This is a genomic window from Variovorax sp. LjRoot290 (assembly GCF_964253985.1).
Lineage (GTDB): Bacteria > Pseudomonadota > Gammaproteobacteria > Burkholderiales > Burkholderiaceae_C > Variovorax.
Map to the genome: position 1 here is coordinate 317,149 of NZ_CAXURW020000003.1, position 15,207 is coordinate 332,355.

Here is a 15,207-nt window from a genome sequence, read left to right on the forward strand (position 1 = left end):
CTCAGCCCTTCGTGGCGGTCGCACCGCTCTGGTTGTCCATCTCGAGCGCGAGGCGGAATCGCAGGAGCGGCCCGGGCTGGTACAGGGCGTTGTAGCCAACAGCTCGCACCATGGCTTCCGTGTACCGGGTCACCTTCGGCATCAGGCGGACGACAGTCGGCGCGTTCTCTGCGAACCACTGCACCACCACCCGAAGATGAGCACCGTGCAGCTTCGAGATCCATTGGCGATCGATGGAACGCGCATGTTGGGCAACAACGAGCACCGGGGTGTCGTTGAGCCAGCGCAAGAGCTTGTCCGAGCAGTCCTTCTGCTCCGCATCGGTCATCGGACCGCGCTGTCGCGTGACGTCGTCGCCGAACACCAACTTCGCGAGTTCGCGCTCGAAGGTGCCCTTGGGCATGTTGGTGATCGTTGAATGCATCGGCGGCCGTCAAATCTCTTGAAGTCGTGGTAAAGCAGCGTGCCCTCCGCGGGGAAGGTGCTTATTGCGCGAGCAACCCAGCCGGCCCCGCATGGGCAATGGCTCGGGCGCGAATTGGGGGGCACTTTTCCCCTGCGACTGTGGACAACTGCCCCGAGCCTTCGCTAACAGTTAGGTGGCAAAGGATGCGGAACGCTCAGCCGGCGTACGCGCGCGCCGGCTCTCGCGCTTCATCGGAATCGTCGGGCTCGACGATCGACGGCACCAGAGCCATCGCCGGGCGGGCCAAGGGCGCTGCGACGGGTGCGGGGGCAGCGGGAGCCTGGGCTACAGCCGACTCGGACACGACTGCTTGGTCAGTGAGCTCCGCCGCGGCAGATGCTGCGGCGGCCGGAGCGGCTTGAGGTGCAGCGGCGACACGTGCTTCACGAAGATCGCGCGCCGCGTTGCGGGTTTGCTCGATGGCGACTCGGCGCTCTTGTGCGCGATCGAGCTCCTTCTGGAGCAGCGTCTCGATGCGCGAACTCACCTCCGACTCCGTGAGCATGCCCATCTGTGCGCTCATGTAGCCGCCGCGCTCGTAGTTCATGCAGCCGGCGGTAACGGTCACTTCGCTCGCAGTGACGCGCGAGGTGCCGTGCACGACCAGGTTCGCAGCCAGGATCTCGCCTTCGGGCGCGTCGACGACGCCGTGGATCTCCAGATGCGCCGCAAAGATCGACCCGATCACGATGCCGGTATCGGCGATCACGACCCTTCCACCGTGGAAAACGTTGCCCAGGACGCACCCTTCGATGTGCAGGTCCTGGCCGGCACGAATGCTGACGTCGCCCATGAAGTTGGATTCCGCACCGATCACGGTCCGGGTGGGTTCGCCCTTCGACAGGAATGCCGGGATGGCACCGGTGTCGCTCGAATGCGAATTGTTGCTGCTGTTCATGCTCAAACCCTCGTTGAAATTATTTACACCGCACTATGATATCGGCGCGAACTTTAAAACGTCAATGTAACCCGCAACTTCTACACGCATGTGAGGCGCAATCGATACGGCTCACTGCGAACGATCAACCGACCTGGCCGGACTAGATGGACAGTCACACCCCCCCCTTCCGCCCCTCCCTCAAAGACGCACTGAACCTGGGGCGCGGGAGTTCCGCCACCGGAGCTGGCTCGACGGGCGCCACCTCAACCAGCGGGGCATCCGGCGTTTCTGGTGCTGCGGGCTCGGCGGGCGCGGCAGGCGCAGAAGAGGCAGCGGCGGGTCTCGGCGTAGACGAGTACGTGGATCCCTTGGCGGGCGCTGGACGGGACGGCAGCCGCCATGCGGACATGAAGCACCTACCCGGCAACGCCCTGAACATGGTCGAGCTGGTCCAGCTGCGAGAGCGCAACCATGTCATGGTTCAGCAGTCAGCCCGTCGAAGCGGGGACCGCCGCAGCGTTCGCCTCGACGCGGTCGGCCTTGAGCTGTTTCAACAGATGCAGCGTGACGTGGAGCGGGCGCACTTCAGCCAGGCGGCCGTCTCAACCAAAGGCAAGCCGAAGGACGCCTCCGAGGAACGCTTCGCACGCACGCGCCCGGAAGACATTCAGCGGCGCCGCGACGATCCTCCCGTCGAGGTCTGGCAGGCCGACACCCCCTTGCCAGACGAGGGCAGTGCACCGCTGGGCTCAGATCCCGATCGCCCCATGACCAGTGCGGCCCGGGATCGTGCAGTTCTTCAACGCGAGGCCCTGCTCGAGCTCTGTGCGGAGGCCCATGGGGAAGCGATGGGGGCCTTGGCACGGCTGAACGAGGCTGAAGGTCTGAGCGTCGAACTCCGAAGCCGACGGTTTGAGGATCGAGAGGAAGTGATGCCGCGACAGGACAGTGTTGCCGAGCTGCAGGCGGACGGCGCCGAGCAGTTCGCCGCGGCCGCGCGCCAGCAGTTCGAAGCCTCGAATGCACGGGCGGTTCAGCTTGCCGGCTCCGTGCAGGGGCGGCGCATCGGCCTCAACAGCATGCTCAGGGACAGGCCCCCCAGGGCCCCCCGCTGAGGTAGGAAGGAGCAAACCTTGGGAACACCTCACTCTCGCAACGCCACACGCGTCGCTTGCGCTCTCTACTCGCCCTACGCGAACGACTTCACCCTGCCGATCGAGCAGCAGCTGCTCCAGGTGGACTGCATCTTCTCGGTCATCAACGTGGACGGCGTGGATCTGGGATGGATCGATGGAATCGACCAGGACGACCCCATCCTGGTTCCGGTGCGTTCGATGGAAGGCCACGGCGATCTCGGGACCGTCGAGGAATACCTCTGCGAAGAGTTTCACACCTCCATCGGACCCGAGCTGCAAACCCTCTTCAGGATCGCCCGGGAGGAGGAGCTGACCGCGACGGTGCTTGTGCGCGCGCTGGCGATCATGCACAACGACGGCTCGATCGGCGCGGCCGATGCCGTGCAGCAGTCATTCGAATGGGGCTTCACGCTCCTGCGCGCCGGCGTGCTTGACCGCTACACGTTCGGGCTGAGCGACATGCTCCGGCGCCTCCGGCGCCAGTCTTTGCCAGGGTGACATAGCGCGCCAGCCCCTTGCTCTCCCCATACTGTCAGCATGTAAGCGTATCCGGTCTGCTCCAGTCAACGGTCAGGACTGGATGGGCATCCATGCTTCAGCGCTCAACGCGTTTGGTGAGGATGACGCCTATGGGCCCTGAACCGACATTGAGCTGTCGAGATTGATCGGCGCAAAGCGGCCGTTCCCTTGCCCATTGGTTCTCGCTGTGCTGCTCGACAGACGGAGCGAGCAGGAAACCCTTAGTTCAGCTTCGTGGCTTGCGCCGCCTCATTGATTCGAGTATTCTCGAAACATGGAATCAAAAGAAGTTGTTCAAGCCCTCGCCGCACTCGCACATCCTCTGCGCCTCGAGGTGTTTCGTGCGTTGGTCGTCGCAGGTCAGAGCGGGCTGACCCCAGGCGTGATGCAAGCCGCTCTGGACGTCCCCCCCGCCACCTTGTCATTCCATCTCAAGGAGCTGACGACCTCAGGCTTGGTGACGCAGGAGCGCGCCAGCCGCAACCTCATATACCGAGCTGCGTACGACAACATGAACGCGCTACTCGGATATCTCACCGATAACTGTTGCCAGGGTGCCGCCTGCGAGGTGGAGACCACTGGCGATGCCTGCAAGTGCTGACCCTCACCACTAGGAGCCCACGATGAAGCGATTCCACGTCCACGCGCACGTCAACGACCTGAAGGCAAGCATCGCCTTCTATTCCAAGCTCTTTGCCGCCGAGCCCACCCGCGTCGAGGCCGACTACGCCAAGTGGATGCTCGAGGACCCGCGCATCAACTTTGCGATCTCGACGCGGGGCGATGCCGCAGGCGTCGACCACCTGGGATTCCAGACCGACGACGCGGAAGAACTGGCCGAGCTGAAGACGCGCGCCCAAGACGCAGACATGGCGCTCCTCGACCAGGGCGAGACCAACTGCTGCTATGCACGCAGCGAGAAGCACTGGGTCACCGACCCGCAGGGCATCGCCTGGGAACAGTTTCACACCCTCGACAACATCCCGGTGTTTGGCGAGGGCACCCGGCAGCCCGAAGCACAGGCTTCCGCCTGCTGCGCTCCCACGACGCGCGGCAAGCCAGTGGGCGTTGCCGTCAAACCCGCCTCATCCTGCTGCTGAAGGAAGACCATCTTGGCTGACAAAACCTACAACGTGCTGTTCATCTGCACCGGAAACTCCGCCCGCTCCATCCTTGCCGAGGGGCTCATGAACGACCTTGGCAAGGGACGCTTCCAGGCGTACTCGGCCGGGAGTCATCCCAACGGCACCGTGAATCCACTTGCGCTGGAAACACTCAAGTCATTCCACATCCCCACGGATAGTTTTCGAAGCAAGGACTGGGATGAGTTCGCGAAGCCCGACGCCCCACAGATGGACTTCGTCCTGACGGTCTGCGACAAGGCCGCAGGCGAGGTGTGCCCAGTATGGCCAGGCCAGCCGATGTCCGCCCACTGGGGCGTGGCGGACCCGGCAGCATTCGAGGGCACAGACGACGCAAAGCGGCAGCAGTTCCGCGACGCGGCCATCACACTCAAGCGCCGCATCGAGCTCATGCTCTCCCTGCCTCTGGCGCGCCTGGATGCCATGGCCATCCACCGTGAAATCAAGGACATCGGAACGCGCTGAGCCATGACGACCAACGTTCTCATCCTCTGTACGCACAACTCAGCACGCAGCGTTCTGAGCGAAGGCATGCTCAATCACTGGGCGAACGCCTTGGGCAAGGACGTCCGCGCGTACAGCGCCGGCAGCGCACCGAGCGGGCGCATCAACCCCTTCGCGCTGGAGGCCCTCGGCAACGCCGGCGTCGATATCGCGGGCTACCGCAGCAAGAGCTGGGACGAGTTCACCGGGCCGGACGCGCCCGAGATGCGCATCGTCATCACAGTGTGCGACAGCGCGGCGGCAGAAGTCTGCCCGTACTGGCCGGGGAGCCCGGTCAAGATGCACTGGGGCTACCCGGATCCTTCCAACGCCGCCGGCGGCGATGAAGGAAAGCGCGTGGCCTTCGAGCTCACGCGGCAGGCGGTGGGCTACCGGATGCTCCAGCTCCTGCAACTGCCTCTCGGTGGGCTGAGCGATGCGGAACTGCAGCAGGCTCTTGAAGACATCTCCAGGAACTAGGTGAGCAACTTGGGCGACACATCTCGCAAGCTCTTTTCCGAAGCCCTCGGTACCGCGCTGCTGCTGGCCGTGGTCATCGGCTCGGGCATCATGGCCGAGCGCCTGGCGGGGGGCAACGTGGCCATCGCCCTGCTGGCCAACACGCTGGCGACGGTCGGCGGCCTGTACATCCTCATCGAAGTGTTCGGACCCGTGAGCGGCGCGCACTTCAATCCCGCCGTGTCGCTGGTCATGGCAGCGCGCGGCGCGATGCCCCGGGCCCTGGCCGCCCCCTACATCGTTGCCCAGCTCGCGGGTGCGATGCTCGGCGCTTGGCTTGCACATGCGATGTTCGACGCGACGATCTTCCAGTTCTCGACGAAGGTCCGCAGCGGCATGGGCCAGTGGATCGCCGAGGCGGTGGCAACCGCAGGCCTGCTCCTGGTCATCCTGAGAGCGCCTGCGAGCCGCGTCGCCGCCATGGTGGCCTGCTACATCGGTGCGGCCTACTGGTTCACGGCGTCGACGTCCTTTGCCAACCCTGCGGCTGCGTTCGGCCGGATGTTCAGCGACAGCTTCGCCGGCATTGCCCCGGCCAGCGCGCCGGGCTTCGTGGTCGCCGAGCTCATCGGCGCGGGCATCGGCGTCGCCATCCATAGGGCGTTGAGCCCAGCGGCGGTTGCGGTCCCTGTGCCCTCGTCGCAGGAGGCCTCGACGCCAGACGGAGGAATCGTGGTCGACGATGGGGCGCACCGTGTTTGAGAATCCGCCCACCTTCCCAGCACTCAACGCGGAGCTGTTCGACGTCCCCACATCGGACCGCCTGGCCGCACGTGAGCCGTCCCTTCATCGGCCACGTTTCCTCATGCTTTACGGCTCGCTGCGCGAGCGCTCATACAGTCGGTTACTGACGTTCGAGGCCGCGCGCCTTCTTGAGGCCATGGGTGGCGAAGTCAAGGTGTTCAACCCGGCAGGATTACCCCTACCCGACAGCGCTCCGGACACAGACCCGAAGGTTCAGGAGCTGCGCAACCTCGCTGAGTGGGCTGAAGGGATGGTATGGACCTCGCCCGAGCGCCATGGCGCGATGACCGGCATCATGAAGGCGCAGATTGATTGGATTCCACTGGCGTTGGGCGCTGTGAGGCCTACGCAAGGCAAGACCCTTGCGGTCATGGAAGTCTCCGGCGGTTCGCAATCGTTCAACGCGGTCAACCAAATGCGCGTGCTCGGCCGATGGATGCGGATGCTGACCATACCGAACCAGTCGTCCGTGGCGAAGGCCTTCCTCGAGTTCGATGATGCCGGCCGCATGAAGCCATCGAGCTACTACGACCGCCTCGTCGACGTGATGGAGGAGCTCTTCAAGTTCACCCTGCTCACGCGCGACATCAGCCCATACCTGGTAGATAGATACAGCGAGCGCAAGGAAAGCGCTGAAGAGCTGTCCAAACGGGTGAATCAGCGCGCAATCTAGCGTTGCAAGTTCGGAGCTCCAAAGCAGACTTCACGAAACGTCCGGAGTTGGCCGTCTGTAGTCGGTCGGCTACCCGACCTTCGGCCTCATTTCCCTCCCACTAGGGTCCGCGTCGAGAACTGACTCGTGGAGCGAATAGATTGGTGCAACGGCGTTGCCGTCCTCGTCAGTTTGGAACAAGCCCCAACCAACTCCCTTGAGTTCGGGTTCGCTTAGCCCGTTGTCCTCAAGCATGTAGCAGAGCTGGCACAGGAGTTCCGCCTGCACTCCACGAGCGATTTGTGAAAGGTCTTCGCGCGTGACTCCTGCGGCGACTGCGCGCTTCAGTGCAGCGCCCATGCCTGCGAAGGGGTCTCGCGGGTGTTCATCGGCCTGCTCAATGTGATAGTCGACCCAGCCCACCTGCTCCTCTCCAATGACATGAGCCCAGCATTGGCGCAGGAACAGAAAGCGGTGTAGCTGAGAAATGCCCTCGGTGACCTGGGAGGTCGCCCAACTCTCTGCGTCGCGAGCTCCCAGCCGCTCGAAGAGAGCCGTGAGTTCGGGAATTGATTGCGGGATGCTCACCTTGCGATACCTCGCGCTTCAGTTTTAAGGGTTGCCGGCTGGACCTGAGCCGATGCTCTGGCGACTGTAACCAGCGAGTGAGCGCCTTCGAGGCACTGCCGCGGGAATTTTGGACGGCTGTGACGAACTTCCGGTTTTGGCCGCATTCTGAACTACGAGCGAGTTCGAGAACTCGGGTGCGGCTCAACGCTGTCAAAGCATACTGTCAGGCCGGTCGATGAGGCAGGTGAGCCGTTGACCTCCTCGTCAAGCTGCAGCAGCACCCTCCAGTGCGGCATGTCAGCGAGCGAGCGCTGAACCGCTGCAACAAGCTCTGGCGTGATGAACGCGAGCCGCGACACACAAACCTTGTGGGATGTATCGCCATAGTCGTCGTCGACGACCCAGTAGTCACCGTTGCCGTAGGCATCCTCTTCGCCAAACTGCGATAGCGCCGCGCCTAGGGAGCGATACAGCGTTTGCCATTCGTCGTCACGCGGGTCAGGCTTCATGCTCAACTTTCTGGGCCAGAGGTCGAAGGTCTGGTTCTGGCCGTCATGCGCCGGTCGGCGCATCGCTCAACGGAATGTCCCTTGCGACCTTTCGAGCAAGAACACCATAGAAATGCGCGAGCGCTTGCCATGTGACGTCCCACTGCCCCTCGCCGTCCTTCGCCTCGTAGATAAGTTCGCCTTCGTAGAAAAGGCGCAGGTTGTCCTGGGTGTACTCGGCGGCGCCTAGGGGCGCGGCGATTGTCCAAGGACCGAGCCCCGACTGTGGCCAGTACCTCCACGTGTCCTCGTTAGCGGTCTTGCCGCCGTATCCAAGGTTCTTCCACAAGCGCTTGTCTGGCTGTGCGTCACGACTGTGAAAGCCGTCTCGAAGCTTCATCGTCACCTCGTGTTTCCTTCAAGTGCAGCTTCGCCGACATCGTGCGTACTCGCGACCTCGACTCAATAATTGGCGGTGGTCGCAGCGGCGCACCTTGAACAGTTTCTCACGCCCATCTTTTGCCAGGTTCATCCAACGTCGTACCAACCCATCCGACGAAGCAACGCTTCGTTTTCTTCTCTCCGTTGAGAGTTTGAGTCCTCAACCGAGACAACAGATTGAATAGCTGCCACGTACTCGCTTGGCAGACCGTGAAACTGCGCACCGGCAACCACTAGGTTCTTGTACCAATGATACGGAGCCAGACCGGAATTTAGATGTGTCGACGACACCATGTACAGGTAGGCGTTGTAGTTCGCCCCCTTGAGCGGCACGCTCACCTGCTGTTCGAAGTAACCCTTTCCGCTGCCTTCAGCGACATCCAGTCCAGCTTTGTCACCTGGATTGAACTGATACAGCACCCCATAAGCCTTGCTGGTCGCAGGCGCTGCGTGCAAGGAACACTTCCCCGACTGGTCGTTGCTTCGCTTCCGGAACGCCAAATCGAACCCCGGCAACTCCACGACACCCAAAGCGCGCGCCGAGGGTACTCGCTCTTGAATTCGAAGTGGATGGAGGTTTGAGCCGTAGGCGACGCAATAGACAACGGGGTCGATAGGAAGGGTGTCCGTCATGAGCGGCAAATGTGAATTGTTGGCTGGCTCGAGAACGATGCTATGGCTGGCTCAGCACTTTCTTCTTCTCCTGCTCAAACTCGGCTTGCGTCAGCGCCCCACTGTCGAGGAGCTTCTTCAGGTTGCTCAACTTCGTGAACTTGACATCCTCCGTCGGCGGCGTTCCAGGCGAAGCAGCCTTTGCAACGCATTCAAAGACGAGTTCGGCTCGGGGGAAGTTACCCAAGATGTGTGGGGGCGTAGAGGTGGTTTCCTGCAACGGGTTCAGCGATTGGCCCTTTCGCTCGCAGAACTGGCCGGCTCGCAGTTCGACATCATCCCTGACCGATTGAAGCGACACGTAGCCGGTGGCCCCTTGCTGGAACAGGCGATACTGCTCGTTGCCTTTGGTTGGCAGGCTCAGTACGACAGTCTCTCCCTTGAAGGCTGCATCGGCGAAATGCGACTTCGATTTGTCCGTCGCCTGGATGGCTGACGTCTGCCCGCACGCGGCCAGGGCTATCGCGATGAAGGTCGCAACCGCGACCCTTGCTATCGTAGGTAGCACTTCGCACCTCTATGTTCGAGTTGTTGGGGCTGCCCGCGTCCAGGCCGAACAGCCGCTCGGAACGAATGTATCTGCATGAAGTAGGAGTTCAAGGTTGCCGCTCATGAATATTGAGCGGCTGTGACGTACTTCCGGTATTGGCCGTTCTGAGCCGTTGGCCCCCAAGCGTAGCGGCTCTTCCTCCTGAATTACGCAACGGTTGGTGTTAGCGACGTCCGGATGCTGATGGTGGTCAATCGTGCACGAAGAACACGTGTCCGATGAACTGCTGTCCCTTCCACCAATTGCGACCGGCGCTACCGTAGCGGAAGTTTGTGCTACCGGCCTGACTCTGCAAAGGCTGGTCAACATTGCCGGCCGCGTCGCGCACTGCCGAATGATTGGGGTCCTCTGGTACCACCACCGTGATGTGACCAGGGCGCCCAGCGGCCTCTCGATCGGCGCAGACGATACCGACTCCTCCGTCGTTCGCAGTGTTCTGAAGCGCTGTCGCATCTGACACGCGGCGCCATCCAAACACGCTGCCAAAATCCAACAGCCAGCGGTAGAGGTCGTCCGCGCGCATCTCGCGAACCGTGTCGTCCGGCGCGACAGGCACCTGCTCGCCGCGAGCAATCCGTGCGATCGCGCCTCCCGTCCACCATACGCGGGGCAGGTATACGCCGGCCAGGTAGCAGTAATCTGCGGCATAGACGTTGCAGTAAGTCTTGCCGTCCCTCGGCGCATAGCGAGCGCTTTGGCTGACCTCGAGCCAGTCGCCGATAGCGGTGAGCTCGGCAACTTGTGCCGCCGCGTCACCACCCGCGCTCCGTGCCGGTCTTCCGGCCTCACCAATCGGCGAAGCCATACCGCCGAGACCGCTGCGCTTGGCATTCGGATTTCCTTCCCGAAAATGCGCCGCCGGAATTGCGGTGAGCGCCGGTGCGGATGCCGCCGGCGGTTGTGGCGGGATGGTGGCGGCCGGCTCTAAGAAAGAAGAGCGAACATGGCCGATAAAGGTCGCGCCATTCAGCACCACCCGGACGCGAACCCAGCCCGGGGCAGAATCGCCCAGAACACGAACAAGCGTTCCATGCGGCACCCGGGCAATCGGCTCGTTGCCGTCAGATGTGGGAACGAACCGGAGATTGAGGACAGAGGCGGAAACGCGCATTGAGACGCCTTCGCCGGCGCGCAGCTCGAAGCCGACGGGCCTGAACCCTCCGAAGTCCCCTTTCGCCTCACAGCGCTGCCAACGATTGCTGATGTCGCAGAGGTTCTGGTCGGTAACGAACTGCTTTACGTCCCAGTCGTTGTAGTTCCTGGATTCGCGCCATCCGGTTGCCTCGGCAAGCCACTTGAACTCGACCAGCTTCGCTTCATCCAGCAGCCGGCAAGTGAGGCCGGAACCATAAACACCCATGCGATAGATCGAGGTGCCGCCTGATGCCGCATCCATCGCCTCCTTGGCGCCCTTGAAATAGGGAACCACGAACTGCCTTACTTCGGCTTGGCTGAAGTCGGTGTCCACCGCGAAGTAGATCGCAGTGCCGGCGGGCTGCCCGATTTGCCCGGCAGCCGCGAACGCACTCGCTCCATCGAGCCTCCCGCGCCCGAATCCGAAGTCTCCTGTTTCGCGCGCGTTGTCTTGATACACGACTGCGATATCGATGTCCGCGCGCGCTAGCTCGGCCGCTTCACGGGGGCGAAGCTGCTTTTCAGGTTGTTGGGTGGTCCGCGAGTAGTAGCGAAAGACGAAGTTCTTACCTTGCGCTTTCAGGCAAGCGCCTGAGCTTTCGCACAGCCGGTTTGTCGAGATGCCATTGATCGCCATGAGAGATCTCCTCGCGTATGCGCACCCTTTGGGGAAGTGCACAGTGCCACGCGAAGAGGCTCACAGCCATTGGCCATACGAGATACATCCATCGTGGCACCCGCACGGCACATTCTGAGTGACGACCACGCCTGAAGTCTCCAACGGCGGCTAGATCTTACGATCGGGCTAGCGAAACGCTGGCTCAAGGTACGAGCTATTGACACAGTTCCCGGTTCAACTGCGCGCCTTTGAGCATGTCGCCCTTGATAGCCGAAGCTAGTACCGGGTGCAGATTTTTTAGGTTAATGATCCGTAGTTCACCACGCGCAAGACGAATGGGTTCATCCTTGCTTGCAATGGCCTGATTTGCGATGACCTTGATAGCCATGCCCACCTGTCTCCGGCGTCATCCAGGTGCTCGACGCCACAGTAACGATGGAAATTGAGCTGCCCGATGTCCTCCGCGTGATCGCCAGCGGCCTCAAGGAAAGGCTGTAGAAAATGGGACAACTGCTGCTGACAAAGAAGTAGACAGGTTCTGCAGTGGCGTCTGCAAAGTGGAGACCGGCGCAAGAGTGCCGCTCATGAGCCTGGCAAGGCCTACAGCGGGCGGATGAACCCGCCCGGTTAGCACCTCACTCCAGAGATCGCTACCGCGCTACGTGGTATCGGCTACTGGCCGTTCGCGTCTCCTGGACCGGTTTGCGCTGCATCTGGCAGGGGCCGCTCCCTGCTGCCTCGCGGCCACATCACGTAGGCGAGGCCAATGAGCCCCAACGGGACCCCGATGAACCAGGGGAGAACGATTGCGGCCAGGAACGAGAGGATGACGATGAAGACGCTAGACATGGTCCGAGGATAAGCGAGGAGAAGGGCATCGAATCGCCAGTTTGCTGATCGGTCTCTTCGGGGCGGTCCGCAACCCAACTGCTCATGCGCCGAAGACCGTTTGGCCGATGCCTGAGCAAGACGCGATGGAAATTCTTCGCGTTTGCACCTGTCGTCCATCGCAAGCTGGACACGGCCACAAGGTCTGACGGCTTAGGCTGGAACTTCCTCAGCAGTCTCTCGCCTCTCAGCAAGCCCCTCGCTCGACAGCAGCCCCTCGTTCTGTGCACGCACGATGAGACGTGCCGCAACGTCCATTGACACCGACTCCTCGTTCACGTCGAACTCGCCTTTCTCCGCCATCAGCGCCGCGATCATCGGCTTGGCCGTGCCGGCCGGCAGCATCCTCGCCAGGAGCTGGAGGGCCTGCCAGTAGCTGTCGTCGGTACCGCCCAGCCTGAGGGCGAGCGCGGCGCGCACCGGCGCGTCCGCGGCGTTGGTCGTGAAAGCCCACTTGTCCAGGGGGCTGGCGGTGGTCTTCAGCACCTGCGCCAGCACGCCCTCGGTGGTGGCGAAGCGCGCGAAGAGCGTGCCGGGCCGGCGGCAATGCGTGCTGATCGCCTGCATCTCCGCATCGCTCAGCTTGAACGCGGCCTTCACCTGGTCGGCCATGCTGCCGTCGCCCAGGCCGAAGACGTAGAAATTGGTCGAGTTGGCCATGATCGCCTCCGGAAAGTCGGAGATCAGCTGGCTCATCATCATGGTGACCATGTTGAACTTGCGGCCCACCCGCAAGTCCTGCTGCAGCAACATTTGGAACGACTCGGCGCCGGAGGCGTAGTGCACCTCGTCGTACTCCAGGAACTTCATCTGCTCCCACATCTTCTCGACGCGGTCCTTCTGGTAGCGACGGTACAGATCCGGAACCAGCGGCGCGATCTCCTCCCAGCGCGCGAAGAAGTTCTTGGCACCCAGGCGGCGCGCGAAGAGGAACATCAGGGCGGAGCGCCGGCGGCCCTCCTCCGAGGTCGTCGAGCCCACGACCTCCTCGAGGTCGATCGAGATGGCACGCGCCGATCCCAGGTTCGCCTGGGTATAGCTGCTCAGCAAGGTATAGGTTCCCGTCGAGGCTGCGCTCAGGTTGCGCTGGAACACCTTGACCATGGTCTCCACGCCGTTGGCAGCGAGGGCCTCGCCGTACATCAGCATGATGTCCGGCTGCGACACCACCTTCGACAGGTCCTTCAGGATCGGCATTGCATAGCGCTGCGCGCGCTCGGCCATGACGGTGTGTCCGGCCTTGAACAACGCGTCGACCACGTCCCAAACGCGGGTGCGACCGTCGATGATCTCGTTGCCCAGCTGCTGATAGAGCGCACCCACCTCGGGATCCATGGCGTTCTGCCAGGGCTTCGCATCCGCCGACGCGCGCGAGAAGCGCTCGTAGGCCGCGGCGATCAGCTTCTGGAAGAACTTGTCGGCCTCCGCGCCCAGGCCGGGGGAGATGGTGCCCAGGACCGCGACGATGAAGTCCCGGTCCTGCTCGGTGCACTGGTCGAGTCCAAGGAATGTGTCGAAGGGATTGACCGTGTACTCGGGTGAGTTCTTGATTCGAATGGAAACGACCTGGTCGCGCTTGCTCGCCGGCAGCATCGCGCGGTACAGGTCCATGATGAGCCTCGAGCTCGGGCCAACGTCGACCACCGTCACATAGGGAACGTCCTGCGCGCCTGGCGCCATGAGGAGGCCCGAGTTGAGCAGGTTCATGAAGAAGGACTTGCCCGAACCAGTCGGCGCGAAGCCTACCGTCGCCCAGGAGGTCTGCAGGCCAGAGCCCAGCGCGATCGGGTACGGCCGGCCCTCGAGGGTCGACGCGATCAGCTGGCCCGTCTTCCAGATCGAGGCTGCACGCACAACTGGCGACATGCGGGTGATCTCGCCGATCGGCGCCGGCAAGTAGGGGGCAGAGCTGGCGCGCGAGAAGCCGGCCGCAGTGGAGATGGCCGCAAGCGCGGGCTCGCCCGTTTCGTTGGTGCACACGGTCGAGCCCCAGGCCTCGATGGAGCTTCGCAGGTATTCGACCTGGAACTGCAGTTGCTCCTCCGTCTTCGCCCAAGTGGTCAGCGTCATGCGCGTCGCCGCGACGTACCCGCCCTCCTTCTCGAGGTTCTTCAACTGATCCCACCCGCGTTTGATGCCCTTGTTGAAATCACCCATCGCGGCCATGAAGCTGCCGAAGAATTGGTCGGCCTTGCGAAACTCGAGGCCAGACGGCAACACATCCTGCGAATACGCCAGCGGCAACGTGCGGCCTAGCTTCTCCATGAGCTTGTTGAAGGGCTGGGATCCCTCCTCCGGCAGCACCTCGACAACGACGCTGGCCATCAGGTTGGAGCCCTGGCGCGCGAACTCAAACGCCTTGAACTCCTCCTTGAAGCTGGCGGGAATCATCTGGCGCGACAGTGCGACCGGCATCACGGTGGCCTCGTCCGCGCGCTTGATCGGGCTGGCCCCCATGGCGCCCTTGTCGCCGAGGAACCGCGGTGCCCAGGTCGACGGAAAGTCGGTGTGATCGAATACGCGGCGCACCATGTTCGCGGCCTCGCGAACCGACATCGTGTTGGCGAGCAGGTAGGTGCCGCCGGTGTTGATCTCCACCGAGAGATCCTTCACCAGGTTCTCGACCATCGACTTGTGCCGGGTCACGAGAAGATTGGAGGGCTGCGCGAGCGACTGGGAGAACGTGTCGTTGTAGGCCACCGTGACCTTGCGATTGCGGAGCTCGGCGGCCGCCTTCTTCTGACGCTCGACCAGGTTGGTCTGCTCGTTCGCGTTCATGCCTGCGCGGTGGGTGAACACGGCCAGGTACACCGCTTCATCCGTGCAAGCCCGCGCCAGCTCGTCCACCCGCGCATCGAAGAACGCCGTTTCGGTCATGCCGAGGCGCTTGGCGGTCGTGGACATGGGAGCCATCAGCTCTCGCGCCAGGCGCACCGAGCCGGCAGGGTCGCTGCGGAAGCAGAACGTCATGCTGTGGTTCCGACCGTTGCCGGCCTTCATCCGGTTCGACAGGATCGTGGCCAGATTCTCGGCAAGCCTTTCGAACTCATGGGCGCCGACGTAGCGACGGATGCCCTTGATCTCGATGAACGAGACCACGCTGCCGCTTTTGAGCGCCATGACCTCGGCTGGCACGTCTGTTTCGGTCTGGACCGGCGCACGCCAGTCGCATGCGAGGTCGGAATCCCCGATGGTGAGCTGGGAACCAGCCCAGTAGATGAACGCCTCGATTGCATTGATGAGCGACATGATGTCCTGACGTCTGGTGCGCTTGGTGCGCGTGGAAGGTTTGGAACTTCTCGAG

18 protein-coding genes and 1 pseudogene are annotated in these 15,207 nt (G+C 62.7%); 9 read left to right on the forward strand and 10 right to left on the reverse strand.

Features of this window, described 5'->3' with window-relative positions; all coding sequences use genetic code 11:
* Position 1 precedes the first annotated feature (1 nt).
* Positions 2 to 403, reverse strand: coding sequence for a hypothetical protein (locus ACSQ9A_RS38990; protein WP_436308032.1), 402 nt, complete (start codon positions 401 to 403; stop codon positions 2 to 4).
* A 217-nt stretch (positions 404 to 620) separates the two neighbouring features.
* Positions 621 to 1,364: a bactofilin family protein gene (locus ACSQ9A_RS38995; protein ID WP_436308033.1), complete on the reverse strand. Its 744-nt coding sequence runs from the start codon at positions 1,362 to 1,364 to the stop codon at positions 621 to 623.
* A 389-nt stretch (positions 1,365 to 1,753) separates the two neighbouring features.
* Here ACSQ9A_RS38995 and ACSQ9A_RS39000 point away from each other — a divergent pair, with 389 nt between their 5' ends.
* From ACSQ9A_RS39000 to arsH, 8 genes are all read left to right on the forward strand, one after another.
* The gene (locus ACSQ9A_RS39000; protein ID WP_436308034.1) at positions 1,754 to 2,461 is read left to right on the forward strand and encodes a hypothetical protein; all 708 of its coding nucleotides are present in this window, start codon (positions 1,754 to 1,756) and stop codon (positions 2,459 to 2,461) included.
* A gap of 18 nt (positions 2,462 to 2,479) precedes the next feature.
* Positions 2,480 to 2,980 (forward strand): hypothetical protein, encoded by a 501-nt coding sequence (locus ACSQ9A_RS39005; RefSeq protein ID WP_436308035.1) that lies wholly within the window; start codon positions 2,480 to 2,482, stop codon positions 2,978 to 2,980.
* A 295-nt stretch (positions 2,981 to 3,275) separates the two neighbouring features.
* Positions 3,276 to 3,602, forward strand: a complete 327-nt coding sequence (locus ACSQ9A_RS39010) for an ArsR/SmtB family transcription factor (RefSeq protein ID WP_436308036.1) — start codon at positions 3,276 to 3,278, stop codon at positions 3,600 to 3,602.
* A gap of 22 nt (positions 3,603 to 3,624) precedes the next feature.
* The gene (locus ACSQ9A_RS39015) at positions 3,625 to 4,101 is read left to right on the forward strand and encodes an ArsI/CadI family heavy metal resistance metalloenzyme (RefSeq protein ID WP_436308038.1); all 477 of its coding nucleotides are present in this window, start codon (positions 3,625 to 3,627) and stop codon (positions 4,099 to 4,101) included.
* Between the two features lie 9 nt (positions 4,102 to 4,110).
* Positions 4,111 to 4,608, forward strand: coding sequence for an arsenate reductase ArsC (locus ACSQ9A_RS39020; protein WP_436308248.1), 498 nt, complete (start codon positions 4,111 to 4,113; stop codon positions 4,606 to 4,608).
* Positions 4,609 to 4,611: 3 nt separating this feature from the next.
* Positions 4,612 to 5,106, forward strand: coding sequence for an arsenate reductase ArsC (locus ACSQ9A_RS39025; protein WP_436308039.1), 495 nt, complete (start codon positions 4,612 to 4,614; stop codon positions 5,104 to 5,106).
* 9 nt (positions 5,107 to 5,115) lie between these two features.
* A complete protein-coding gene (locus ACSQ9A_RS39030; RefSeq protein ID WP_436308040.1) occupies positions 5,116 to 5,847 on the forward strand; it encodes an aquaporin in 732 nt (243 codons plus the stop codon).
* Complete coding sequence (gene arsH, locus ACSQ9A_RS39035; protein WP_436308041.1) at positions 5,828 to 6,562, forward strand: arsenical resistance protein ArsH; 735 nt, start codon at positions 5,828 to 5,830, stop codon at positions 6,560 to 6,562. Before ACSQ9A_RS39030 ends, arsH begins: the two co-directional genes overlap by 20 nt.
* Before the next feature lie 69 nt (positions 6,563 to 6,631).
* Here arsH and ACSQ9A_RS39040 read toward each other — a convergent pair whose 3' ends face one another.
* From ACSQ9A_RS39040 to ACSQ9A_RS39070, 7 genes are all read right to left on the reverse strand, one after another.
* Positions 6,632 to 7,129 carry a hypothetical protein gene (locus ACSQ9A_RS39040; protein ID WP_436308042.1) on the reverse strand — a complete coding sequence of 166 codons (498 nt, stop codon included), beginning with the start codon at positions 7,127 to 7,129 and terminating at the stop codon, positions 6,632 to 6,634.
* Between the two features lie 152 nt (positions 7,130 to 7,281).
* On the reverse strand, positions 7,282 to 7,620 hold the full coding sequence (locus ACSQ9A_RS39045) for a hypothetical protein (RefSeq protein WP_436308043.1): 339 nt from the start codon (positions 7,618 to 7,620) through the stop codon (positions 7,282 to 7,284).
* Between the two features lie 43 nt (positions 7,621 to 7,663).
* Positions 7,664 to 7,999, reverse strand: a complete 336-nt coding sequence (locus ACSQ9A_RS39050) for a hypothetical protein (protein ID WP_436308044.1) — start codon at positions 7,997 to 7,999, stop codon at positions 7,664 to 7,666.
* 128 nt (positions 8,000 to 8,127) lie between these two features.
* On the reverse strand, positions 8,128 to 8,673 hold the full coding sequence (locus ACSQ9A_RS39055; RefSeq protein WP_436308045.1) for a gamma-glutamylcyclotransferase family protein: 546 nt from the start codon (positions 8,671 to 8,673) through the stop codon (positions 8,128 to 8,130).
* A gap of 40 nt (positions 8,674 to 8,713) precedes the next feature.
* A complete protein-coding gene (locus ACSQ9A_RS39060; RefSeq protein WP_436308046.1) occupies positions 8,714 to 9,220 on the reverse strand; it encodes an SHOCT domain-containing protein in 507 nt (168 codons plus the stop codon).
* Between the two features lie 232 nt (positions 9,221 to 9,452).
* The gene (locus ACSQ9A_RS39065; RefSeq protein ID WP_436308047.1) at positions 9,453 to 11,033 is read right to left on the reverse strand and encodes a glycoside hydrolase domain-containing protein; all 1,581 of its coding nucleotides are present in this window, start codon (positions 11,031 to 11,033) and stop codon (positions 9,453 to 9,455) included.
* Between the two features lie 196 nt (positions 11,034 to 11,229).
* Positions 11,230 to 11,403 (reverse strand): hypothetical protein, encoded by a 174-nt coding sequence (locus tag ACSQ9A_RS39070; RefSeq protein WP_436308048.1) that lies wholly within the window; start codon positions 11,401 to 11,403, stop codon positions 11,230 to 11,232.
* A gap of 481 nt (positions 11,404 to 11,884) precedes the next feature.
* On the opposite strand from ACSQ9A_RS39070, the pseudogene ACSQ9A_RS39075 reads away from it, so the two are divergent.
* Positions 11,885 to 12,052, forward strand: a pseudogene (locus tag ACSQ9A_RS39075) (TIGR02391 family protein); the annotation flags it as partial.
* Between the two features lie 4 nt (positions 12,053 to 12,056).
* Here ACSQ9A_RS39075 and ACSQ9A_RS39080 read toward each other — a convergent pair.
* Complete coding sequence (locus ACSQ9A_RS39080; RefSeq protein ID WP_436308049.1) at positions 12,057 to 15,152, reverse strand: hypothetical protein; 3,096 nt, start codon at positions 15,150 to 15,152, stop codon at positions 12,057 to 12,059.
* Positions 15,153 to 15,207: the final 55 nt, after the last annotated feature.

Excerpts from the sequence above, each read along its gene's own strand:
- ACSQ9A_RS38990 (WP_436308032.1), bottom strand. The coding sequence starts at position 403 with ATGCCCAAGGGCACCTTCGAGCGCGAACTCGCGAAGTTGGTGTTCGGC.
- ACSQ9A_RS38995 (WP_436308033.1), bottom strand. The coding sequence starts at position 1,364 with ATGAACAGCAGCAACAATTCGCATTCGAGCGACACCGGTGCCATCCCG.
- ACSQ9A_RS39000 (WP_436308034.1), top strand. The coding sequence starts at position 1,754 with ATGAAGCACCTACCCGGCAACGCCCTGAACATGGTCGAGCTGGTCCAG.
- ACSQ9A_RS39010 (WP_436308036.1), top strand. The coding sequence starts at position 3,276 with ATGGAATCAAAAGAAGTTGTTCAAGCCCTCGCCGCACTCGCACATCCT.
- ACSQ9A_RS39015 (WP_436308038.1), top strand. The coding sequence starts at position 3,625 with ATGAAGCGATTCCACGTCCACGCGCACGTCAACGACCTGAAGGCAAGC.
- ACSQ9A_RS39025 (WP_436308039.1), top strand. The coding sequence starts at position 4,612 with ATGACGACCAACGTTCTCATCCTCTGTACGCACAACTCAGCACGCAGC.
- arsH (WP_436308041.1), top strand. The coding sequence starts at position 5,828 with ATGGGGCGCACCGTGTTTGAGAATCCGCCCACCTTCCCAGCACTCAAC.
- ACSQ9A_RS39045 (WP_436308043.1), bottom strand. The coding sequence starts at position 7,620 with ATGAAGCCTGACCCGCGTGACGACGAATGGCAAACGCTGTATCGCTCC.
- ACSQ9A_RS39050 (WP_436308044.1), bottom strand. The coding sequence starts at position 7,999 with ATGAAGCTTCGAGACGGCTTTCACAGTCGTGACGCACAGCCAGACAAG.
- ACSQ9A_RS39055 (WP_436308045.1), bottom strand. The coding sequence starts at position 8,673 with ATGACGGACACCCTTCCTATCGACCCCGTTGTCTATTGCGTCGCCTAC.
- ACSQ9A_RS39065 (WP_436308047.1), bottom strand. The coding sequence starts at position 11,033 with ATGGCGATCAATGGCATCTCGACAAACCGGCTGTGCGAAAGCTCAGGC.
- ACSQ9A_RS39070 (WP_436308048.1), bottom strand. The coding sequence starts at position 11,403 with ATGGCTATCAAGGTCATCGCAAATCAGGCCATTGCAAGCAAGGATGAA.
- ACSQ9A_RS39080 (WP_436308049.1), bottom strand. The coding sequence starts at position 15,152 with ATGTCGCTCATCAATGCAATCGAGGCGTTCATCTACTGGGCTGGTTCC.